The sequence below is a fragment of the Nonomuraea sp. NPDC052116 genome, assembly GCF_040680035.1.
In the GTDB taxonomy this organism is placed as follows: domain Bacteria; phylum Actinomycetota; class Actinomycetes; order Streptosporangiales; family Streptosporangiaceae; genus Nonomuraea; species Nonomuraea angiospora_A.
In genome coordinates this window covers 46,499-68,493 of the sequence record NZ_JBFAWA010000052.1, presented here as the reverse complement: position 1 = coordinate 68,493, position 21,995 = coordinate 46,499, and the positions used below count along the sequence as shown (strand labels likewise).

21 protein-coding genes are annotated in these 21,995 nt (G+C 73.1%); 5 read left to right on the top strand and 16 right to left on the bottom strand.

The genetic code is table 11. From position 1 onward, the window contains the following. Window positions 1-5 precede the first annotated feature (5 nt). Window positions 6-779 carry an SDR family oxidoreductase gene (locus tag AB0L65_RS57045; protein WP_364265066.1) on the top strand — a complete coding sequence of 258 codons (774 nt, stop codon included), beginning with the start codon at window positions 6-8 and terminating at the stop codon, window positions 777-779. Between the two features lie 25 nt (window positions 780-804). Here the strand turns inward: AB0L65_RS57045 and AB0L65_RS57040 are convergent, their stop codons facing one another. After that, window positions 805-978 (bottom strand): LacI family DNA-binding transcriptional regulator, encoded by a 174-nt coding sequence (locus AB0L65_RS57040; RefSeq protein ID WP_364265064.1) that lies wholly within the window; start codon window positions 976-978, stop codon window positions 805-807. Window positions 979-1,121: 143 nt separating this feature from the next. On the opposite strand from AB0L65_RS57040, the gene AB0L65_RS57035 reads away from it, so the two are divergent. Next, window positions 1,122-1,271, top strand: coding sequence for a hypothetical protein (locus tag AB0L65_RS57035; RefSeq protein WP_319719248.1), 150 nt, complete (start codon window positions 1,122-1,124; stop codon window positions 1,269-1,271). A 37-nt stretch (window positions 1,272-1,308) separates the two neighbouring features. On the opposite strand, the gene AB0L65_RS57030 is transcribed toward AB0L65_RS57035, so the two are convergent. Next, the gene (locus tag AB0L65_RS57030; protein WP_364265062.1) at window positions 1,309-1,776 is read right to left on the bottom strand and encodes a hypothetical protein; all 468 of its coding nucleotides are present in this window, start codon (window positions 1,774-1,776) and stop codon (window positions 1,309-1,311) included. Between AB0L65_RS57030 and AB0L65_RS57025 the strand changes: the two genes are divergently transcribed. Continuing rightward, window positions 1,775-2,341 carry a lanthionine synthetase LanC family protein gene (locus AB0L65_RS57025; protein ID WP_364265060.1) on the top strand — a complete coding sequence of 189 codons (567 nt, stop codon included), beginning with the start codon at window positions 1,775-1,777 and terminating at the stop codon, window positions 2,339-2,341. The genes AB0L65_RS57030 and AB0L65_RS57025 overlap by 2 nt on opposite strands. A gap of 4 nt (window positions 2,342-2,345) precedes the next feature. Here AB0L65_RS57025 and AB0L65_RS57020 read toward each other — a convergent pair whose 3' ends face one another. Genes AB0L65_RS57020 through AB0L65_RS57000 form a run of 5 tightly spaced genes read right to left on the bottom strand, consistent with a single transcriptional unit; the run spans window position 2,346 to window position 10,813 of the window. Continuing rightward, on the bottom strand, window positions 2,346-6,218 hold the full coding sequence (locus tag AB0L65_RS57020; protein ID WP_364265090.1) for an acyltransferase domain-containing protein: 3,873 nt from the start codon (window positions 6,216-6,218) through the stop codon (window positions 2,346-2,348). Then, window positions 6,218-7,276: a ketoacyl-ACP synthase III family protein gene (locus AB0L65_RS57015; RefSeq protein WP_364265058.1), complete on the bottom strand. Its 1,059-nt coding sequence runs from the start codon at window positions 7,274-7,276 to the stop codon at window positions 6,218-6,220. The genes AB0L65_RS57020 and AB0L65_RS57015 overlap by 1 nt, the downstream gene beginning before the upstream one ends. A gap of 47 nt (window positions 7,277-7,323) precedes the next feature. Next, window positions 7,324-8,373 carry a ketoacyl-ACP synthase III family protein gene (locus AB0L65_RS57010; RefSeq protein ID WP_364265056.1) on the bottom strand — a complete coding sequence of 350 codons (1,050 nt, stop codon included), beginning with the start codon at window positions 8,371-8,373 and terminating at the stop codon, window positions 7,324-7,326. Window positions 8,374-8,409: 36 nt separating this feature from the next. Next, complete coding sequence (locus tag AB0L65_RS57005; protein ID WP_364265054.1) at window positions 8,410-9,282, bottom strand: phytanoyl-CoA dioxygenase family protein; 873 nt, start codon at window positions 9,280-9,282, stop codon at window positions 8,410-8,412. Further along, window positions 9,275-10,813: an FAD-dependent monooxygenase gene (locus AB0L65_RS57000; protein WP_364265052.1), complete on the bottom strand. Its 1,539-nt coding sequence runs from the start codon at window positions 10,811-10,813 to the stop codon at window positions 9,275-9,277. The genes AB0L65_RS57005 and AB0L65_RS57000 overlap by 8 nt, the downstream gene beginning before the upstream one ends. 247 nt (window positions 10,814-11,060) lie before the next feature. On the opposite strand from AB0L65_RS57000, the gene AB0L65_RS56995 reads away from it, so the two are divergent. Together AB0L65_RS56995 and AB0L65_RS56990 are read left to right on the top strand one after the other, a co-directional pair. Further along, window positions 11,061-12,290: a cytochrome P450 gene (locus tag AB0L65_RS56995; RefSeq protein ID WP_364265050.1), complete on the top strand. Its 1,230-nt coding sequence runs from the start codon at window positions 11,061-11,063 to the stop codon at window positions 12,288-12,290. Between the two features lie 9 nt (window positions 12,291-12,299). Then, window positions 12,300-13,247, top strand: coding sequence for an aldo/keto reductase (locus tag AB0L65_RS56990; protein WP_364265048.1), 948 nt, complete (start codon window positions 12,300-12,302; stop codon window positions 13,245-13,247). Window positions 13,248-13,266: 19 nt separating this feature from the next. On the opposite strand, the gene AB0L65_RS56985 is transcribed toward AB0L65_RS56990, so the two are convergent. From AB0L65_RS56985 to AB0L65_RS56945, 9 genes are all read right to left on the bottom strand, one after another. Further along, window positions 13,267-14,109, bottom strand: coding sequence for a hypothetical protein (locus AB0L65_RS56985; RefSeq protein ID WP_364265046.1), 843 nt, complete (start codon window positions 14,107-14,109; stop codon window positions 13,267-13,269). Window positions 14,110-14,112: 3 nt separating this feature from the next. Continuing rightward, window positions 14,113-14,439: a hypothetical protein gene (locus tag AB0L65_RS56980; RefSeq protein WP_350735925.1), complete on the bottom strand. Its 327-nt coding sequence runs from the start codon at window positions 14,437-14,439 to the stop codon at window positions 14,113-14,115. A 109-nt stretch (window positions 14,440-14,548) separates the two neighbouring features. Next, on the bottom strand, window positions 14,549-15,508 hold the full coding sequence (locus AB0L65_RS56975; RefSeq protein ID WP_364265044.1) for a sugar phosphate isomerase/epimerase: 960 nt from the start codon (window positions 15,506-15,508) through the stop codon (window positions 14,549-14,551). Next, window positions 15,505-16,113, bottom strand: coding sequence for a nucleoside deaminase (locus AB0L65_RS56970; RefSeq protein ID WP_364265042.1), 609 nt, complete (start codon window positions 16,111-16,113; stop codon window positions 15,505-15,507). The genes AB0L65_RS56975 and AB0L65_RS56970 overlap by 4 nt, the downstream gene beginning before the upstream one ends. After that, a complete protein-coding gene (locus AB0L65_RS56965; RefSeq protein ID WP_364265040.1) occupies window positions 16,110-17,654 on the bottom strand; it encodes a GMC oxidoreductase in 1,545 nt (514 codons plus the stop codon). Before AB0L65_RS56965 ends, AB0L65_RS56970 begins: the two co-directional genes overlap by 4 nt. A 25-nt stretch (window positions 17,655-17,679) precedes the next feature. Continuing rightward, on the bottom strand, window positions 17,680-18,819 hold the full coding sequence (locus AB0L65_RS56960) for an ROK family transcriptional regulator (RefSeq protein WP_364265038.1): 1,140 nt from the start codon (window positions 18,817-18,819) through the stop codon (window positions 17,680-17,682). Then, complete coding sequence (locus AB0L65_RS56955) at window positions 18,819-20,198, bottom strand: carboxylesterase family protein (protein WP_364265036.1); 1,380 nt, start codon at window positions 20,196-20,198, stop codon at window positions 18,819-18,821. The genes AB0L65_RS56960 and AB0L65_RS56955 overlap by 1 nt, the downstream gene beginning before the upstream one ends. Before the next feature lie 18 nt (window positions 20,199-20,216). Next, window positions 20,217-21,098, bottom strand: coding sequence for a carbohydrate ABC transporter permease (locus AB0L65_RS56950; RefSeq protein ID WP_364265034.1), 882 nt, complete (start codon window positions 21,096-21,098; stop codon window positions 20,217-20,219). Continuing rightward, window positions 21,095-21,994: a sugar ABC transporter permease gene (locus AB0L65_RS56945; RefSeq protein WP_350735945.1), complete on the bottom strand. Its 900-nt coding sequence runs from the start codon at window positions 21,992-21,994 to the stop codon at window positions 21,095-21,097. The genes AB0L65_RS56950 and AB0L65_RS56945 overlap by 4 nt, the downstream gene beginning before the upstream one ends. Window position 21,995 lies beyond the last annotated feature (1 nt).

The window sequence follows — 21,995 nt, the reverse complement described above, 5'->3', positions numbered from 1 at the left end:
GGACAATGCGTGGTTTGAAGGACAAGGCGATCATCGTGGCCGGCGGGGCGACCGGCATCGGCGCGGCGACCGCGATCAGGCTCGCCGAGGAAGGCGCCAACGTCGTCGTCGGCGACGTCAACCTCTCCGGCGCGCAGGCCACCACCGCCAAGATCACCGAGGTCGGCGGTTCGGCGATCGCGGTGCGCTTCGACCTCGCCGACGAGGACTCCGTCAACGCGATGGTCGCCAGGACCATCGAGGAGTTCGGCGCCGTGCACGGCCTGTTCAACGTCGGCGCGGACCTGTCGCCGGGCACCCTCGGGCGTGACAAGTCGCTGCTCGACACCGACCTGGACGTCTGGGAACGCACTCTGGACGTCAACGTCCTGGGTTACGTCCGCACCGCTCGCGCCGTCCTGCCGCACCTGCTGGCCAACGGCGGCGGCAGCATCGTCAACTGCTCCTCCGGCGCCGCGGTCAGCGCCAGCGACCGCAAGCGCCCCGCCTACGGGGCCTCGAAGTCGGCGGTCAACGCGCTGACCCGGCACATCGCCGGGCGCTTCGGCCCCGAGGGCGTGCGCTGCAACGGAGTGATGCCCGGCCTGGTCATGGGCGAGACGCAGGCGGCGCAGAACGACGTCCAGCTCCAGAAGATGTTCCTGGATCACGTTCCCACCACCCGGCTGGGCCGCCCGGGCGACCTGGCCGCGGTCGTGGCCTTCCTGCTGTCCGACGACGCCGAATGGATCAACGGCCAGGTGTGGGCCATCGACGGCGGCGCGAACATGCGCGCCTGACCGCCACGGCCCACCCCGCCTCCAATCAACGTGCGGTAAGGAGGTCGGGCCGAGATCCGTGACCCTCCCGCCGGCCGTGAACGCGTAGCCGTGACCCGGCGGCGAGGACGCGCCGGCGCACCTCGGCCGAGACGTACTGCTCGTTGTTGAGGACCCTGGACACGATCTTCTGCGAGACGCCCGCCAGAGTCCGCAACACATCCGTGACCCAGGGCCTCGCGCGACAGGCGGCCGACAGCCTCGCGACAGGCGCGGCTGGTTTCGTGGCAGAGGTAAGCGGTGGCGCCGTCCGACGCTCGCGGCGAGGGCGGTCGCCCCACGGAGAGATATCGGGAGGTAGTCATGAACCAGTCGTATGCCGGATTCGCCGGCGACCCCGCTCTGGAGCTGGACCAGGCGTTCAAGGTGAACACGCTCAGCGAGGACCGTGCCAGCGCCACCATCAGCGCGGTCACGCGGATCTGCTCCGGAACGGTGTCCTGCTGTGCCTGATCCTTCCGGGTACGCCCTCGCGGGCGTACCCGCCCCTTTACGTGCGGCTCCGCTGGCCGAACGCCGCCGGGCCCCCTCCCCCGGCCCGCCGGGCGAGGACGCCAGGCGGCGGCTGGCCGGGTGGCGCTCCGCCAAGCCGTTCGACACACCCGGGCTCTGGCAGCGGCGGCTGGCGGCCGACGGCCTGGACGAGGACCGCCTGCTCGCCCTGCTGGCGGGCCCCGCCGGCACCGGTGAGCAGCCGGAGTGGATGGACATCGTCCACGACAGCGGCTTCCTCCGCGACGGCGGCCCCGGCGCGGACTGGGAACCGACCCAGATCAACCTGCTCTCGACGCTGGTGGCCCCGCTGCCGCGGCACGGCCGCGAGCTGCTGCGCGCACGGCTCGACGGGCTCGGCGGCACGCTGTTCGAGGACGGGGTGTTCCTGGAGCAGGCGTTCGGGCCGCTGACGGAGCTGCTCCATCGCCTCGTGGCGCGTACCGCCGTACGGCACGGGCGGCATGGGGTGGGCGCTGGGGCTGGCGGGCGAGCTGCTCGCGGAGGACGCCTACGTACGCGCGGGCGTCGAGGCCATCCGTCACGAGCAGGAGAGCTTCGACGCCGGCGCGGGCACCTTCACGGAGCTGCGCGACCATTCCGCGATCGACCTTCCCGCCGACGCGCCGCCCACCACGTTCTGGTGCTACGGCGCGATGGGCATCGGCCTCAGCCGGGTGCTGGCCTCCCGGTGGCTGCCGGGGTCACTCGCGCGGGCCGAGGTCGACGCGGCCCTGACGCTCACCAGGGCGCACGGCTTCGGGCGCAGCCAGTGCCTGTGCCACGGCGACTTCGGCAACCTCGAACTGCTCCTGCAGACGGCCGCGCTCAGGAACGATCCTGAGCTGCGCGCGGAAGCCGCCGGCCTGGCGCACGCCTCCGCCGCGCGGCAGGAGTGGGCGTGCGGCACGGTGAGCGGGGTCCAGGTGCCGGGCCTGATGACCGGACTCGCCGGCATCGGGTACGGCATGCTCCGCGCCGCCGGCCCGGACCGCGTTCCCGCCGTGATCGCCCTGGAGCGCCCGAGGTGACTCCTCAGCCCGCCTCGGCGCTGCCGTTGCCGTTGCCGTTGCCGTTGCCGTTGCCGTTTGAGGCGGACACCAGCCCGGCGATGTAGTCGGAGACCGCGGCGACGGTCGGTTGCCGCCACAGCAGGGTCGTCGGCAGCGAGCACCGGAACCGTTTCTCCAGCCGCCGCCGGACCACCACCGTCAGCACCGAGTCCAATCCCTGCTCGACCAGCGGCCGGTACGGCGACAGGTCGGCAGGGGCCAGCCGCATCTCCTTGGCGATCTGCGCGCCGACCTCTTCGAGCAGGAACGCGCGCAGCTCCGCCGGTCCCAGGCCGGCGATCGACTCGGCGGGCCGCACGCCGTCGGCGCCGTTCTCCGCGCCGTTCTCAGCACCGGCCGGCACGTCGATCACCGGGTAGCGCAGACCCGACAGCCAGCCGACGACGGCGCCGGCACCGTCGGTCACCCGTACCTCCACCGTGTCGGCGCGCTCGGGGTCGAGCCACACCTCGATGTCCACCGTGCTCGGCGGCTCCCCGAGCGTGACCAGCCGATCGACGTGCGTCACCATGCGCAGCAGCGGATCGCCGGGGAACGCGCTCGGCGCCACCGACATCGCCGCGTCCAGGACGGGCGCCCACGTGGCGGACGGCCCGCACCGTACCCGGGCGCGCAGCGCGCCGTGGCCGCGCAGCAGCTCCTCGACCTGCCAGTCGAACCCGGTCTCCGGTACGCCGACCGCGGCGAGCCGCTGCCCGACCAGGCCCGGCTCCACCGGCGTGAGCGGCCGCGCCGGTGGCACGGGCGCCTCCCCCGGCGTCGAGGGCACCGCGGCGGTGGCGACCATCTGCCAGGCGGCGTCCGGTTCGCCCGCAGCGCGGGCGGCCAGCCGCAGCTCGCTCCCCTGCCGTACGACCTGGACCTCGCGACGGTCGGCGGTCAGCAGCGGCGCCGACATCGTCACCTCGCCGAGCAGCTGGCCTCCGGCGGCGGCGAAGAAGGTCGCCGCGAGCACCGCGGCCGGCACGATCTCCACGCCCTCGATGGCGTGGCTGCCGGGATAGGGCCGCGTCTGGTCGTCCACGCCGGTCCGCCAGAGCCGTACGTCGGTGCCCGCGAGATCGACGCCGTCGCCGAGCAGCGTGTGCGTGTCCGGATCGTGGCCGCGGCCGGCGGTGTCCGGGGCCGACGGCGTACGCCAGTGCCTGCGGTGCTGCCACGGGTAGGAGGGGAGCACGACCGGACCACCGGCCGGCTGCAGCCGCTGCCAGTCCACCTCGAGGCCGGCGCAGTGCGCCGCGGCCACACCGGCCGGCAGGGTGACGCTCGGGGGACGGTTGCGCCGCAGCGACGCGCCGACGAAGACCTCCTCGTGCCCGCCCGCGCCCAGCGTCTCCAGCACCGAGTGGGTGACCACCGGGTGCGGGGAGATCTCGACGAACGCGCGGTATCCGTCCGCCGCGGCCGCCGCGACGGCGTCGGCCAGGCGCACCGGCCGGCGCAGGTTGGCCGCCCAGTACGTGCCGGCGAAGCCGTGCTCCGCCCGCGGATCGTCCAGCGCCGTCGAGTAGACGCGGATGCCGGGGGCGCCGGGCGTGAGGTCGGCCGCGGCGGCGGTCAGGTCGGCCAGCAGCGGATCCATCTGCGGCCCGTGGAAGGCCACGTCCGAGGCGACCCGGCGGGCCGGGATCCCCTCCTCGAGCCAGCCGGCCAGCACCTCGGCGACGGCGTCCGGATCGCCGGAGACGACCGTCGAGCCGGGCGACGACGCGATCGCGGCGACCACGTCCGTACGGTCTCCCAGCAGCCGCGCCGCCTCGTCGAACGGCAGCTGCACCATGGCCATCGCGCCGCGACCGGCGACCCGCCGCAGCAGCCGGGACCGCCGGCAGATCAACCGGGCCCCGTCGAGGCGGCTCAGCGCCCCGGCCGTCACGGCGGCGGCGATCTCGCCGACCGAATGGCCGATGACCGCGTGCGGGCGCACCCCGTACGCACGCCACAGCTCGACCAGGCCGAGCTGCATCGCGAAGATCATGGTCTGGATCCGGTCCACCTCGATCAGCTCGTCCTCGGTGAGCACCTTCCGGGGCGAGAAGCCGATCTCGACGGAGAACACCGGCTCCAGCTCGTCGATCACCGCGGCGAACGCCGGCTCGGTCTCCAGCAGCTCCCGGCCCATGCCGGCCCACTGCGAGCCGTGTCCGGAGAACACGAACACCGGGCCGGGGCCGGGGTCGATGAGCACCCGTCCGGTGGTCACGGCGTCGTGCGGGGTGCCGGCCGACAGGGCGCGTAGCCGCACGGCCAGCGCGGCCGGATTGTGTGCCGCCACCACCGCCCGGTGCGGCAGGTGGGCCCGGCGCAGCGCGAGCGTGTGCCCGACGTCGGCCGCCGGCAGGCGACCGGCGACGTCGGCGAGGTTGCCGGCGGCCTGCCGCAGCGCCGCCCGCGACGCGGCGGACACCGGGAACAGCCGGCCCGCGGTCCCTTCGGCGGAAAGTCCCAGGATCCCTTCGGCGGACGGCTCTGCGGCCCCCTCGGCGGAAAGGATCCCTTCGGCGGATTGCCCTGCGGCCCTTTCCGCGGACGGCCGGGCCGGCGGCGCCTCTTCGAGGACGACGTGGGCGACGGTGCCGCCGTAGCCGAAGGCGGAGACCGCGGCCCGGCGCGGATGCGCGGAGCCGGGCCACGGCGTCGGCGCGGCCACCACCCGCAGCCCGGCGCCCTCCCAGTCGACGGCCGGCGTGGGCGTGTCGAGCCGGCTCGGCGGGATCTCGCCGCGTTCGAGCGCCAGGACGGCCTTGACCAGGCCGGCGATGCCGGCGGCACCCTCGAGGTGACCGATGTTGGACTTGGCCGAGCCGATCAGGCACGGCTGCTCCGGCGGCCGGCCCGCCCCGTACACGGCGCCCAGCGCGCCGGCTTCGAGGGGGTCGCCGACCGCGGTGCCGGTGCCGTGCGCCTCGACGTAGCCGACCGTGCCCGGCTCGACGCCCGCCTGCCGCAGCGCGCGGCGCATGACGTGCTCCTGCGCCTGGCCGCACGGCGCCATGATGCCCGCGGTGCGACCGTCCTGGTTGACCGCGCTGCCGCGGATGGTCGCGAGGATCCGGTCCCCGTCGCGTACGGCGTCGGCGAGCCGCTTGAGCACCACGACCACCGAGCCCTCGCCCCGCCCGTACCCGTCGGCGGCGGCGTCGAACGACTTGCTGCGCCCGTCCGGTGCCAGGGTGCCCGCGGCGTCCAGGGTGAGCGTCTCGCCCGGGGACAGGATGAGGTTGACCCCGCCGGCCAGCGCCACGTCGGTCTCGCCGGCCCGCAGGGCCTGCACGGCCAGGTGGACGGCCACCAGCGACGCCGAGCAGGCCGTGTCCACCGCCAGGCTCGGGCCGCGCAGGTCGAGCGCGTACGACACGCGGTTGGCGACCGCGCAGCCGGCGGCGCCGATCCCGGTCCACGCCTCGATGTCGGGCAGGTCCTCCAGCAGCCGATGACCGTAGTCGCCGGTGCAGACGCCCACGTACACGCCCGCGTCCGTGCCGGCCAGCGCGTCCGGGGACACCCCGGCGTGCTCCAGCGCCTCCCACGCGGTCTCCATCACGAGACGCTGCTGCGGGTCCATCAGCTCCGCCTCGCGCGGCGAGAGCCCGAAGAACTCCGCGTCGAAGTCGGCCACCCCGTCCAGGAAGCTGCCGTGCGCGAGGGTGCGGCGTACCGCCGCCGCGTACGACGGGCCGCGGTCGGCGTAGTCGCGCCAGCGGTCGGCGGGCGCCGGTCCACTGGCGTCCCGTCCCTCGCACAGCAGGTTCCAGTACTCCTCCGCCGAGCCGACGCCGCCGGGCAGGCGGCAGCCGATCCCGATCAGCGCGATCATCTCGACCGGTCGATCCATCACACGTCACTCCGCATCCGCGCCCACACGGGCGACTCGAGAATCTCCACGACGGCGGCCGAGATCGTCACGCCCGGTCCGAAGCCGAACATCAGCAGGTGGTCGCCGGGCTGGAGGGCATGGCCGCGGACCAGGTGCTCCAGCGCGAGAATCTGGTCGCTGGCCCCGCAGTGGCCGATCGTCCGGCCGAAGTCCCAGGCCGACCGGGATGCCGGGATGCCCAGCCGGTGCTCGCAGATCTGGTCGGCGATCTCCTGGGAGGTGTTCATGCACGCCACCCGGGTCACGTCATCCGGCTTGATCCCGGCCTCCGACAGGGCCCGGTCGATCACTTCGGCCATCCGCTCGTCCAGCGTCACGAGCACCCCGGTGCCGTCGCCCTCGACGACCGCGCGCCGGCGGAACACGTCGTTGTGCGCCCCGAAGTCCACCGTGCGGCCCTCGGTGACGCCGGGCGGGAACAGCGGCTCGGCGCAGCGGTGCATCTCCTCGGCCTCCGACACCGACATCGTGCACACCGACGCCAGCCGGGCGAACCCCGGCTCGGTGTCGAGCACGAGGGCGCTGCCCGCGTCACCGGCGACGGCCGCGGGCAGCATCCGCCACCGGTCGACGAGCGGGGTGCCGTAGTTGTCGGCGGCGACCAGCAGCGCCGCCTGGCGGCCGGGCGCCGCGCGCAGGTAGCTGGCGGCCAGTTCCAGGGCCGCGAACATGCCGTTGCAGCCCTGCTTGAGCTGGGTGGACAGGACGCCGTCGCCGACCAGATGGCGTTGCACGTACGCCTGGGGCGGCCAGCCCTCCGGGCCCTGATGCCAGGTCGAGACGTACAGCAGCAGGTCCAGCTCGGTGGGGGAACGACCGCTGCGGGCCACCGCGCTCCGCGCCGCCCGTAACGCCATCTCCGGTGGCGGGACGTCACCGGCCACCGCGACCGCGGCGAGCCGGTGCAGCTCGACCTCCTCGGCCGAATACCACCCCGCCGCCACGGCCTGTTCCACGCTCACCGTGGCGGGGAGGTACGACCCGACCCCGCTGATGTACATGTCCGCCGTCTCCATGCCGCCTCCCGGGCTCGTCGAACTCGATCCTCGATGCGGGCGCCTGCTCAGCCGCGCCCGCCGGGGGCGTACTCCTGGGGGACGTCGAGGATCCGCAGGACGGCGCAGGCCATGGTGGTGCCGGCGCCAAGACCGACGAGCAGCATGTAGTCGCCGCGGGCCAGCGCCCCGACGGCCAGCAGGTGGTCGAGGGCGACGAACTGGTCGCTGACCCCGAGGTGCCCGACGCTCGCGCCGTAGTCCCAGGTGGTGTCGGCCAGGGTCAGCCCGAACCAGTTCACCCCCCGGTGCTCCAGGTCGTCCCAGCGCCCGTGCGGGAAGGCCACGCGCGCCACCTCGTCGAGGGTGATCCCCGCCTCCTTGAGCGTGCGGTCGACCAGCCCCATCAGCGTCGTCTGGATCGCCAGCATGACACCGGCGCCGTCGCGGGCGAAAAGGCGCTTGCGGAACTCGCGGTTGCGGGCGGCGAAGTCGAGCGGCCGGCCGACGGTCGCGTCCGGCGGGAACATCGGCACGCCGCCGTCGTTGACCGACTCGGCCTCCGGGAGCACGACCACGTTGACCGAGCGCAGCTCCGCGAAGCCCGTGTCCGTGGTGAGCAGCAGCGCGCACCCGGCGTCGCCCATCACGTTGCCCTCGATCATGCGCCACCGGTCGACCAGCGGGGTGCCGTGGTTGTCGGCGCCGACCAGCAGCGCGCTGCCGCCCGGCCGCAGGTACCCGGAGGCGAGCTGCAGGGCGCTGAACAGCCCGCAGCATCCGTGCCGCAGCTCGACGGACAGGACGTCGCCGCCGATGAGGTGCTGCTGCAGGTAGTACTGCGGCTGCCAGCCCTCCGGCCCCTGGTGCCAGACGTCGGCGTACAGCATGAGGTCCAGATCTTGTGGTGACATCCCGCCGGAGCGCTCGAACGCGTGCCGGGCCGCGCGGAGCGCGAGCTCCGGCGCCGGTACGTCGCCGGCCACCGCGGCGCCGCCGAGGCGGAAGTACTCCATCTCGTCGGCCGGGTAGCGGCCCTCGGCGACGGCCGACTCGACGCTGACCACCGGCGGCAGATGGACGCCGATACTGCGCAGGAAAATGTCGGGTGTTCGCATGCGTCCTCCTTCAGCGGTGCGAAAGGCCGTCGGGCCTCACTGGGGGCCCGCCGTCGCGGCGGGGTTCTCCGCCCCGTCGCGGAGCAGCAGCATCGGATCGCTCAGCTCGTACAGCCCGCACATGGGTGGGCAGGCCTCGTAGCCGAGGAGCCGCTGGATGTCCTCGGGGTAGCCGCGGACCGTGTCCAGCGGCAGGGACAGGTAATGGTTCTCCTCCTGGCGGAGGTTGCCGAGGTCGTAGGCGTACGACAGGCCGGTGCGCGGCGCGTCGGAGGCGTTGACGCCGGCGCCGTGGTAGGTGCTGCCGAGCCACAGCAGCGCGGCGCCGGGCCGCATCTCGGCGGGGACCGCCTCGTCGTCGCGGGGCGCCCGCTCGTCGTCCCACCGGTGGCTGCCCGGGATCACGCGGGTGGCGCCGTTGCGCGCGGTGAACTCGCTCGCGGCGACCATGACCTGCACCCGGCTCTCCGGACCCGGGTGGGTACGGAGGTGGGCCGTGTCGTCCCGGTGCAGCCCCTGGAGCGGCACGCCGGGCCTGATCTGGATCGCCCGCGATATGCCGAGCTGGATCGTCGGGACCAGCTCCACGCGCTGCTCGCCGAGCCAGGCCTTCACTGGGCGCTGCAGGAAGTGCCGCGCGCAGCCGAGGAGGTGCGGCTGGCGCATGATCGCGATCGAGTGCCCGCTCCGGCGTATCAGACCCGGCAGGATCCGGGTCTTCTCGCCGACCAGGCGGCCGTCGCCGTCCGCCTGGCGCTCCAGGTCCGGGCCCAGGTCGTCCCACAGGCCGCGGAGCGTGCCGGCGTCGACGAAGTCCTCGATGATCAACGCTCCGTCCCGCTCGACGACGTCGATCGCCTCGGCGAGCGGCGCCGACCCGGGCAGCGTGGTCAGCTTGGGGTCACTCATCGCGAAGCCTCCTGTCCGGGTGGCCGAACCATCGGGTGAGGGCGCCTCGCAGCGACGCCGGGTCACCGGGCGTGCTCCAGGCGACGAAGCCGTCCGGGCGGATCAGCAGGGCGTCCGCCGGGGCCTCGGCGCATTCGGCCGTGACCACGTCGATCCGGTCGGCCCAGGGTTCGGCGAGTGCCCGCGGCTCGGGGCCGGCGCCGAGGTCGAGCAGCAGCGCCCGCCCGGTGCGTTGCAGCTCCGCGAGCCGTACGGGGCCGTCGGCGCACCGTAGGCGCAGATCCGGGCTGTAGCGCCCGACCAGCGGACCGGTCAGCGACAGGTCGCCCATGTCGTAGCTGATGTGCAGGTCGTCGACCAGGGAGGTGAGCTGCCGGTTCGCCTCGTCGCGGAGCAGCAGCTCCGTGAGCAGCCGGCGCAACGCGTCGACGTACGGGCCGGGGCGCATCAGCGCGATCGAGGCACGCTGGATCTCCAGCGTCTGCTCGCCGATCGGGTGCCGCTCGGAGTGGTAGGTGTCGAGCAGGTCCTCATGGCACCAGCCGCGCGCGACGGCGGCGAGCTTCCAGCCGAGGTTGAGGGCGTCTCCCAGCCCGAGCCGCAGTCCGGGGCCGCTCCAGTGCGAGTGGACGTGCGCCGCGTCGCCGACGAGCAGCACCCGCCCGCTGCGGTACGTCTCGGCCTGCCGCGCGTTGTCGGTGAACCGGGTGATCTTCTTGACCTCGGTGACCGTCACCTTGGTGCCGCTGAGCCGGCGCAGCGACTCCTGGAACTCCTCGAGCGTGATGGGGGCGTCCCGGTTCGCCGGTGGGCCGTCGAACTCCAGCGTGATGAACCGGGGCGGTCCCTCCTCGTACACGAGGAGCCCGCCGTCCTTGCGGAACCAGCCGGGGAGATGGAATTCGGGGTCGTCGATCTCGGCGAAGGCGCGGTATCCGGCCGTGACGCCGTCCGTGCCCGGGAAGGCGATGCCCGACAGCTTCCTGACCACGCTCCGGCCGCCGTCGCAGCCGGCGAGCCATTCCGCCTCCATCCGGTACGGCCCGTCCGGGCCTTCGACGTCGAGACACACGCGGTCGTCGTCCTGGACGACACCGGTGACGGTGTGGCCGCGCCGTACCTCGACGCCCAGGTCCGCCGCGCGCCGCGCCAGGTCCTCCTCCAGGAGCTGCTGGGGCACCAGCAGGTCGGGCGACTCCGGGCGGAGCAGGAACATGGTGGCGAAGTGCCGCGCGCCGGGGAACGCCTTGGGGAGCAAGCTGTCCGGCCGCCGCTCCCCCTCGGCGATGCGATCCTGCTGCTCGGACGTCAGCGGCGCGGCAGGCGCCTCGGTGACCCCGATCATGAGACCGCGACGGTCCATGATGTCGATGGCCCGTCCGGTGATGCCCTCGGCCTTCGGGCGCCATTCGATCGCGGGCAGCCGTTCGAGCACCACCACCGAAACGCCGTGGAGGGCCACCTCACACGCGAGCATGAGCCCCACCGGTCCCGCACCGACAACTGCGACCTGCGCATCCAGATACGCCATTAACACCTCTGCTGGAGGAGAGAAAGAGACTGCTGAAAAAGCTGCCGGGTCGCCACTACAGACCGGCGATACTCACGGCGGTTCGCAACGTGAGTGTTGACAGATGTGCCTCCGGGCGGTCAGCGCCGATGCTAATCGGATGAACCATAAATGACTAGTGGTGTCATTTTTCGGACTCACCATGCATAATCATCACCGCCGATGATCAACGGCGTGCCGGGTCGGCGCGCAGGTGGGAGGTTGCCGGATGAGCGATGGTCGGAAGGCCCAGCCGTTGGAGACCGACCGGCCCAATCCCTTCGACCCGCCCGTCGAGCTGCGGAAGCGAGCCCCGCTCAGCCGGCTCGCCTATCCTGACGGGCACGTGGGCTGGGTGGCGACCGGGTACGCCGTCACCCGCGCCATCCTGGCGGACCCACGCTTCAGCACCCAGCGCGAGCTGCTGCACCAGCCGGTCGGCCGCGAGCGCGCGCAGCAGCGGCCGACGCCCGCCGAGCCGGGGATCTTCCCCCACATGGACCCGCCCGAACACACCCGGTACCGCCGCCTGCTGAGCCGCCACTTCGGGTCTCGCCGCGTCGCCGAGCTGACGCCCGCGATCCGGCGCTACACCGCGCAGGCGCTCGACGCCATGGCGGCCGCCGGGCCGCCCGCCGACCTCGTCGCGTCGTTCGCCGTCCCGGTTCCGGCGCTGGTCATCTGCGAGCTGCTCGGCGTCCCCGCGCGGGACCGGCACGTGATCCAGGCGGCCACCGGAGTGATGAACGACCTGGACTCCACACCGGGCCAGACCGCCGAGGCCGTGATGTCGATCACGGAGACGGTACGCGGCCTCCTCAAGCGCCTGCGCGCCGGATCAGGCCCGCCGGACGACGGGCTGCTGGCGCACGCCGTGGCGACCGGCGACCTGAGCGACGACGAACTCACCAACCTCGGGATGGTGCTGCTGGCCACCGGCCATCTGCCCACGTCGAGCATGCTCGCGCTCGCGACGTTCGTCCTGCTGACCGACCCGGCCCGGCGAGCCCGCCTGGCCGCGGACCCGGAGCTCGCCGAACCGGCGGTCGAGGAGCTCCTGCGGTACCTGTCGATCCTCCAGTTCGACGTACGGCGCACCGCGCTGACGGACGTCGAGCTCGGCGGCCAGGTCATCGCGGCCGGCGAGACCGTGGTGCTGGCGCTGCCGGTCGCGAACCGGGACCCGGAACGCTTCCCCGACCCGGACACCCTGGACCTGGCCCGCTCCGCGACCGGGCACCTGGCCTTCGGGCATGGCATCCACCAGTGTCTCGGCCAGCATCTCGCCCGGGCCGAGCTCCGCATCGCGCTGACCGCGCTCTTCGAGCGCTTTCCCGACCTGCGCCTGGCCGTTCCGGTGGCCGAGGTGCCGACCCGTGACCGCATGGCGGTGTACGGGGTGGACCGCCTGCCGGTCACCTGGGGCGCTGCTCCGGCGGACCGTTCGAGCGAAGGGTGATTTCGGATCATGCGTTACAGGACCTTGGGCGATTCTGGCCTGCGGGTGTCGGTGGTCGGTCTGGGCTGCAACAACATCGGCTCGCGGATCGACGCGGCCCGCACCAGGGAGGTGGTGGACGCGGCGATCGAGGAGGGCGTGACGCTCTTCGACACCGCCGAGGCGTACGGCGCGGTGCACGGCGCCTCCGAGGAGATCCTCGGCGAGGTGCTGGCCGGCCGGCGGGACCAGGTGGTGCTGGCCACCAAGTTCGGCAGACCCGGCGACCAGGGTGCGGCGTCCGGAACGCTGGGCGGGCGGGCGTACATCCGGCGCGCGGTGGAGGGGTCGCTGCGCCGCCTGCGTACCGACCACATCGACCTCTACCAGTACCACTTCCCCGACGGCGTCACCCCGATCGAGGAGACGCTGGAGGCCCTGACCGAGCTGGTACGGGAGGGCAAGGTGCGCTACGTCGGCAGCTCCAACTTCGCCGGCTGGCAGATCGCCGAGGCCGCGCACGTGGCCCGCGCGAGGGGATGCGCACCGTTCGTGTCGGCGCAGAACCACTGGTCGTTGCTGGAGCGCGGCGCCGAACGCGAGGTCGTGCCGGCGGCCCTGCACTACGGGGTCGGCGTGCTGCCGTACTTCCCGCTGGCCCACGGGCTGCTGACGGGGAAGGTGCGGCGCGGGCTCGAGCCGCCGGCCGGGAGCCGGCTCGCGGAGCGTCCCCACCTCGTCACGCCGGAGAAGCTGGACCGGGTGGAGGCGCTGACGTCCTGGGCCGACAAGCACGACCGGTCCCTCCTGGACGTGGCCATCGGCGCGCTGGCCGCGCTGCCCGGCTGCGGCTCGGTGATCGCCGGCGCGACCGCCCCGGAGCAGGTCCGGGCCAACGCGGCCGCCGGCGACTGGGAACCGACCACCGAGGAACTCGCCGAGATCACCGGGCTGATGCCGCTCCTCGCGGCGGTTTGACGATGCGAGCCCTCGTACGTCAAGGCGTCATTTTCGCCAAGCTCGCGATCTCCTGGCCCGACCCGCCGTCCACGGCCACCCGCCCCGCCGCGACGAGCCCGTCCAGCACCCGCGAGAACTCGAACAACTGCAGCCCCGACAGCGCCTGAAGCCTGCGCAGCTCGGAGGTGCCGTTGGCGCGCAGCGTGTCCAGCAGCACCTGCTCGGCGGGCGGCGTCTGCTCGAAGGCGGGCCGCAACGACTCCACCAGCTCCCGCAGGACCTTCTCACCGATCAGCGCCTGCAACGACAGACCCAGCACATACGACTTGACCTGCTCGGGAAGGGTGGCCTCCCGCCCCGAGCGGAGGGACGCGATCCGATCCTCGACCACCTTGACCTCGGCGGGCGTGAAGTTCTGCAGCGCCGCCACCGCGTAATGGAACAGCGCGTCCGCGCCCCGCTCGAACGGGAACCCGCCCATGATCTCGCCGACCCCCTTGGACCGGATCCTGGCGCGCCCCCGATCCACCGCCCGGTCGGCGGCCGACAGGATCACCGTGAGCACCGCGCTCGGCCCGACCCCGATCACCTGATTGCCCGCCGTGACGTTGAACAGCGAGCTGCGGAACAGCGCCCCCGACCCGAACCCCGCCGCCAGCACCTGCGTGAACGTGACGCTCTCCCCCGTGGCGCCGAAGGTCCACCCGAACTGCGTGACCGTCCACAACGCCGCCGCCGCGCCGCCCGCGTTGACGGCGACGTAGAAGGCCGCCGGCACCGACCACAGCGCGCCGGCGGGGTTGTCGCGATACCGCGACACCAGCTCGGCCAGCGCGACGAGCGCGCCGATGAGGACGACCGCGAGAAAGGGCGCCCACATGGCTCACACCTCGCGATACAGGTGGACGACCTCGTCGCCGGGAGGCCCCTTGACCGTCACCAGCCCTTCTTCCGTCAGCTCGGCCAGCACCGCCGTGAACTGCAGGAACGACAACCCAGCCCGGTCCTGCAGGTCCGCGATGCGCATCTGGCCGCCGGCGTCGACCAGCGCCCGGACGGTCTCGTGGGTCCGGGGCGAGCCGAGGGCACGGCGGAACGCGGAGCCCCCGCCGTCCTCACCCGTGGCCCTCGACAGGTCGTGCACCGAGCTGTCGCCCCGGCGTGGAGGCGGAGGGACGTTCGACGGTCCCGGAAGGCGCTCAGACGACATGGGAACCCTTCTGTCAGCCTGCGCTCACCTTGCGACAGCCGGTAGCCGGTGTCAATGTCGGCTCGGCCACCCCTTGTCATTCCTGCGGTCGGCCGGCTCGACGCCCAGGTCAGGCCGGAGACGGCCGTGTCCTGGCCGCGCGCACGACGGCCGTCCCGGCCCGGAGCGCGGCGACCGGATCGGCCGCCTCGTCCAGCTCGATGAGCACGATGCCGGCGCCGGGCGTGCGGGACATCGCCTCGGCCCACCCGCGCCAGTCCACGATGCCCGTGCCCAGTTCGGTCATGTAGGGCTGCTGCTGGGCGAAGACTGTCTCGTCGATGGTGAGCTCGACGTCGATGGGCTTGACCGCGTCCTTCCAGTGCGCCAGCGCGATGCGCTGGGCGTGGCGGCGCGCGACGGCGACGGGGTCGCCGCCTCCGAGCGCGATGTGGCAGGAGTCGGGGCAGAGCCACACGTAGCGGGGATCGGTCAACGCCATGAACAGGTCGATGTCCCTCTCGTACCAGAGGGTGCTGTTGGACTCGGTGTGGAAGGCGAGCTTCACACCGTGCCGGGCGACGGCCTCACCGGCCGCGTGGGCGATGTCGGCCATCCGGGTCATGTACGCGGCGTCGACGAAGAAGGGCGGGCGCGTCCCGAACGTCTGGCGCATGGGCAGCCCGGCGACGAGGAGTTCCGCGCCCACGTCGGCGAGGAAGGCGGCGTGCCGTTCGGCGTCGGCGACGATCGCGGGCAGGTTGTCACCGTGCCGCCAGTCGGGTGCTTCGCTCGCGGCCATGAAGGCGCTCACGACGGACAGGCCGCGAGCCTGGAGTTCGCGGCGGAACGACGGCGCGTCGCCGAAGGCCCGCAGGGCCGAGTCGATGTCGCCGGGCGCGAAGGTCAGCTCGATGCCGCTGACACCGGCCTCGGCCAGCGCGTCCAGCACCCGCTCCCAGAACCGGTCGGGGTTCTTGAGTGCCCATTCGCGAAAGTCGCCGGCGGAGTCGAGCCCCCAGAACCCCGGGTGGTAGAAGGTGATGATGTCGGTGGCGAAGCGGGGTTCGGTGGTGGTCCCCAGCGTCATTCGGTGCCTCCGCGGGCGTTGTAGACGGTGACGCCGCCGGTGTCGACGGCCTTGCGGTAGTCGCGGAACACGGCGAGCGCCGCGTCCCGGAGCACGTCCCGGGTGACCCGGATGCCGCGCGCCTCGAACTGCTCGGCCCAGTCCGCGCCGAGCGGGCCCTCGTCGAACGTGGTGATCTCCTCCAGTTCGGGGCCCTCACCGGCGACCACGAGGCCGCGGATCCCGGACCACATGGCCGCGCCGTAACACTGGATGCACGGACGCCAGTTCACGACCAGCTCGTGCGCGGGCGACCCGTCGCCGCCGAGGTCCCAGCCGCCGACCGCCCGCTGGGCGAGTCCGAGCGCGACGACCTCGGCGTGCGCGCTGGAGACGCCGGAGGCGAGCACGACGTTCACGCCGACCGAGACGATCCGGCCGGACTCCGGCTCGGCGACGATCGCGGCGAACGGGCCGCCGTTGCCCTCGCGCCAGTTGCGGTCGGCCAGGCGGTGCACGAGGCGCATCCGGTCGTCGCGGCCGGGGACGAGGGCGGGCACGGCGGCCAGTTCGTCGTCGATCCACGCGGGCAGCGCCACGCGGTATTCCCTGGCGATGTCGATCACGATCGTGCTTCCTCTCGGTGTGCGGCCCGCGCCGCGTGTCGTCCTGCGACGGCGCGAGCGGCCCGCACCGCGGTAACCGCGCCGGTCAGGGTGACATTGGCGGCCATCGCGGTGGGGATCACACCGTTGCCCGCAACGTACAGGTTGTCGAAGCCCCACACCCGGCCATCCGGGTCGCACACGCTGGTGCCGTCGTCGGCCAGACCGGCGCGGACGGTGCCGGTCTGGTGCAGCGACGAGCCGGGCGGCAGCAGCGCGCGCTCGGTCGCGGGATCGAACGGGCCGAACTCCTCGGCGATCGACCGGACCTCGTCGAGCGCGCGGCCGATCAGCGCGCGGTCGGCGTCGGAGTAGCCAAACTCGACGGTGATCCGCGGCATTCCGGCGAGGTCGGTCCGGGTTTCCGAGAACACGAGCCGGTTCTCGGGGCGGGACTCGACGGGGGCGTACAGTCCCAGGCCCACGGAGTACGCGAGGGCGTCGCCGCCTTCGTCCACGTACGTGCGGTTCATGATCTGTCCGTGGAACGGCTGTGCCGCTCCGTTCTGGGGCAGCCAGAGCGAGTCCGTGCTGAACTCGCCGGGGCGCGGCAGGGGCAGGTCGCCGCGGCCGAGGCCGTACCGGTCGAGGTCGAGGAGCACCCGGGCGGTGATGAACGCGTGCTCGTTGAGGTAGCGGCCCAGCGCCGCGGGCCGGATGCCCGAGGCGAACAACAGCTGCGGAGTGCGCAGCGCGTCGGCGCACACCACCACGGTGTCCGCCAGGAGCTCCCACTCGGCTCCGTCGGCGACGCGGCGCAGCCGGGCCCCGGCGACCCGCCCGCCGGAGACGAGGAGCGTCGTGGCCAGCGTGCCGGTCGTCAGGGTGAATCCCGGGTCCCCGCCCGCCGCGATCGCGGGGAAGATCGTCCCCGGGGCCGTGCGCGGCATGGGGCCCGACGCCGTCGCGGTGACGGCCATGGGCATCGGCTGCGGTCGCCGGTCCCCGGGTCCGACGCCGTCGAAGCGCCGGCGCAGGACGTCGAGCACCGTCCGGCCGACCTCGGTCGGGCCGATCGCGGACGGCGTGACGGCGAGCACCCGGCGGGCGGTGTCCAGGTCCGCCGCCCAGCGGTCCGGGTCGCCGAAGTCGAACACCTCGGCTCCGGCGGGCCATGGCGTCGCGGCGGTCCAGTGCACGCCCATGCCGCCCGCGTTCCAGGCGAGCGCGGTCGCCGGCATCGCCTCGGCGTCCTCGCCGAAGGCGAGCGCGTGGAACATGCCGGGTGTCAGGTCGGTGAGGCCGCCCGCGACCTCCCGCACCACCTCGGCGCCCGTGTACATGCCCTGGATGCCGGTGGCGACCCGGTCGTTGTAGCGCGACCAGAGGACCGGGTCGTCGAGGTCGTGCAGGTGCAGGCCGGGCGCTTCCCCGATCGCGGTGCCGCCGTCGACCATCGTGATGTCCAGCGCGGGATCGGCCTCGCGCAGCAGCCGGGCCACGACGGATCCCATGATGCCGCTGCCCACGATGAGGACATCGGTGCAGGGGGTGTCGGTCACAGTGAGACTCCAAGCTCGTGCCGGATCATTGACTCGGGGTGAGTGGGCCGAACAGTTCGGTGTCCATCCGGTCGAGGGCCAGCTTGACCGCGCCGATGAGCGGCGCGTCGCGGCCCAGGCCGGTGGCGCGCAACTCGACCGCGGGGGCGCGGGCGTCGCGCATCGCCGCGCGCACCCGGGGCAGCAGCACGTCGGCCGCGTCCTCCAGGCCGCCGCCGAGCACGATGAGCGACGGTGCGATGGTCCACGACAAGGTGGTGAGGATGGAGGCGATGTTCTCCACGAATTCGTCGACCTCAGCCAGCGCGGTCGCGTCACCGGCCCGAGCGGCGTCGAAGCGGCCGAGCGCGACGCTCCGTTCGGCCGGTTCCGGCGAGGTCAGCCAGGCCACCGGGCGGTTCTCGATGGAGCCGGTCGGTATCGACCGCGCTTCGACGATCTCACCCGCGGCGCCGTCCAGACCGCGGTGCACGGCTCCGCGGATGAGGATGCCGAGGCCCGTCCGGTTCCCGAGGATCGCCCATACGACGTTGTCGTGGTCGTTGGCGACTCCCCGCCAGCGCTCCGCGAGCGCGCCGAGGTTGGTGTCGTTGTCCGCGAACCAGGGGATCCGGATGCGTTGCCTGAGCTGTTCGGGCAGGTGCACGCCTTCCCAGCGGGTCGTGTGGACCAGGCGCCGGACGACCCCGTCGTCGTCGATCGCGCCGCCGCTGGCGACCGCGCCGGCGCGCAGCCGCTCCGCCGACCCGCCCGCGTCGTCGAGCGCCGCCAGCACCAGCGCCGCCGTGTCGTCGAGGGTGGCCTGCGGATCCTGGTAGGAGCGCAGCAGCCGGTGCGCCCGGCCGACGATGCGGCCGCGCACGTCGGCGATGACCGCGGACACGTCGGAGGTGGTGACGCAGACGGCCGCCAGCAGCGCGTGTTCGGCCCGCAGTTCGTAGCGGCGGGCGGGGCGCCCGGCGTAGCCGCTGGTCGGCACGCGGTCCAGCTCGGCCACCCAGCCCGCCTCGACGAGCGAGTCCAGGATGAGCTCGATGGTACGGCGGGACAGCCCGGTCTGCTCGGCGAGCTCGGCCAGCGTGATCGGCCCGGCCGACACGGCCAGTGCCCGGAGGGTGACCGAGGTGTTGACGCGACGGACGGCGCTCTGGTTCATCCCGGGCATCAACACTCCTCCACCGCCCGTACGACGGGGTCGTACACGCCCGTGGTGTCGGCCGCGAGGGCCGCTCCGGGCCGGCCGTATTCGCGCGCCGGATCGCCGGGCCCGCCGGTCGCCCGCGCCCAGGCCGGCTCCCGGCCGCGCACGAACCCGGCCAGATCGGCGTGCATCAGCGTGGCCAGGTCGGCGGGCGGGTTCGGTCCGAGCGCCTGGGGGACGCCGGGCGCGTCGAGCACGTCGAAGAAGAACGGCAGGTCGGCGCAGTGCGCGGCACCGCCGAGCACGGGAGACGGCCATTCGAAGGAGTACAGCCAGGTCCCGGCGGCGGCCTGGCGGCGGGCGGCCGCCGTGCGCGCGCAGGCGGAGCGGAACAGGGCGTCCGTCACGCGGGTGCCCGCCGCGCGGGCGGCGGCTCTCGCCTCCTGCTCGATGGCGCCGTCGAACTCGTCGGCCGTCGCGCCGAGCAGCACGGGCACGTCGTGCCCGTGGACGGCGAGCCCGTCGGCGATGGGCACCGGCAGGAGGTCGTCGCCGACGCACGGCCCGAGCACGAGCCCGCCACCGCCTTCGTCCCGCAGGTCGATGACCGCCTGCTGGATCTGCTCCACGGTACGGCTGCCGAATCCGGTGCGCGTCGGCGGCACGCCGAGCCTGCGCCCGAGCCGTTCGAGGAGGTCGCGGGCGGCGTCCGCGCCTCCGCCGAAGAGGCCGCCGGACAGGCTGACCGCGCGGTGGAAGCGGCCGCTGCCCGCGGGTGAGGAGAGCAGCGCGAGCACCGCCGCGCCCCCGGCCGACTGGCCGGCGATGGTGACCCGGTCCGGATCGCCGCCGAAAGCGGCGATGTTCTCCCGCACCCAGTCCAGGGCGAGCAGCAGGTCGAGCAGCGCGAGGTTCGGCCGGACGCCGTCCAGCGGCGCGAATCCGTCGACGCCCAGCCGGTAGCCGACGGTGACGCAGACGACGCCGTCGCGGGCGAAGGCGCGGCCGTCGTACCACGGGCTGGCCGGGCTCCCGGCCAGGAAACCGCCGCCGTGGATCCACACCATGACGGGAAGGGGCCCGCGGTCGTCGTCCCGGTCGTCGTCTGGGGCCGGGGTGACGATGCCGAGGTTCAGCACGTCGTCGCCCGGGATCGACGGCTCCGGGATGGTCGTCGTGGCGAACAGCGGCACGCGCTGCGAGGTGGGCCCGTGCCGGGACGCGTCGAACGGCTCCGGGAACCGGCCACGTGGGACCGGCGGGGCGAACCGCCGCACCCCGGCGGGTGCTTCGGCGTAGGGGATGCCGAGGAAACGCCTTACCTGACCGGCGCGGCGGCCGATGATCGTGCCCGCGGGGGCGTGAACCGTGACCGGCTCGCCGGGCGCGTCGTATGAGTCCATCCGATCATCCAACACGGCTCACCGCATCCCCGTTCCGGCGACGCCCTGAACGAAGTAGCGCTGCAGGAACAGGAAGAGCACCAGCACGGGCAGCATCACGACGATCGCGCCCGCGAGGAGCAGCCCATAGTCGGTGACGTGCGACGCGGCCTGGCTGGTGGCGGCGAGGCCGACCGGGAGCGTGTAGCTGGACATGCTCTGAGCGACGATGAGCGGCCAGATGAAGTTGTTCCAGGAGGCGAGGAACGACATGATCGTGATCGTCGCGACAGCGGGGCCGGCCAGCGGCAGGAAGATCCGGAAGAAGATCCGGAACTCGCCGGCGCCGTCGATGCGGGCCGCTTCGAGCAGTTCGCCGGGGATCGACATCGCGTACTGCCGCATGATGAAGACGGACATCGGCATCGCCACGCCGGGCAGCGCGATGCCGGCGAGGGTGTCCGCCAGACCCATGTCGACAGTGATCACGAACTGCGTGACGAACACCGCGGTGAACGGCACCATCATCGCGGCCATGACGGCGCCGAAGGCGAGCCGCTTGCCCGCGAAGTCGAGCTTGGCGAGCGCGTAGCCGGCGGCCGACGCGGCCACGATGTTGCCGGCCACCACGATGATCGCGACCACGATGCTGTTGACCAGGTACCCGCCGAAGCCCTCGGTGGCGAACAGCCGGGTGAAGTTGCCGAGGGTGGCGTGGGCCGGGAGCCAGGCGCCGGGGTCGGAGCGGATCTCGTCGAGGCTGCGCAGCGAGCCGCTGATCACCCAGACGAACGGAAGCATGGTGAGCAGCGCGCACAGCACCAGCGCGCCGTACAGCAGGGGCCGGGTGACGGACCGGCGGCGCACGGCGACCCGGGCGCTGATCATTTCGGTGTCCCGCACCGTGGCGATGGTGCTCATGCGCGGGGCCTCAGCAGCCGGAACTGGACGACGCTCACCAGCATCACGAGGACGAGCATCACGAAGGACGCGGCCGAGGACGTCCCGAGCGCCCCGGACCCGAACTGGTGGTAGGTGTACAGCGCCACCGATTCGGTGGAGCCCAGCGGGCCGCCGTTCGTCAGCAGGTACGGCTCGTCGAACACCTGGAGGTAGAAGACGGTCAGCAGCACCGACACCATGAGCGTGGTGGGCAGCAGCAGCGGCAGGGTGATGTTCCTCAGCTGCCGCCACCGGCCGGCCCCGTCGAGGGCGGCGGCCTCGTACACGTCCTGCGGGACCGCCTGCAGACCCGCGAGGAACAGCACCATCGCGGTGCCGAAGTTGCGCCAGATCCCGAGCAGGATGACCACGGGCATGGCCAGGTTCGGGTCGTCCAGCCAGTTCGGTCCGGCGAATCCGACGGCGCCGAGCACCTTGTTGACGGTGCCGCCGGCGTTGAAGGCGTACTGCCAGATCAGCGCGACGGCCACGATGTTCGTGACGACCGGTGCGAAGAAGACGACGCGGAACACGCCGCGCAGCCGCCGGATGCCGGTGTTGAGCGCGAAGGCCAGGGCGAACCCGATCCCCATGGTCAGCGGCACGCCGACCACCACGAAGAGCGCGGTGTTGAGGATGTCCCGCAGGAAGCTCTCGTCCTGGAACAGGCGGAGATAGTTCTCCAGGCCGGTGAAGTCGACGGCGAACGGATCGCGCAGATCCGTACCCCGCAGGTCGGTGAGGCTGAACCCGAGCGCGGCGACGGTGGGGACAGCCGTGTAGAGCAGGAACACGATGGCGAACGGCGCGAGGAACAGCCAGGCGACACCCGTCCGGCGGGAGCCCCGGGGCCGGCGCGCGACGGTGGTGGTCATG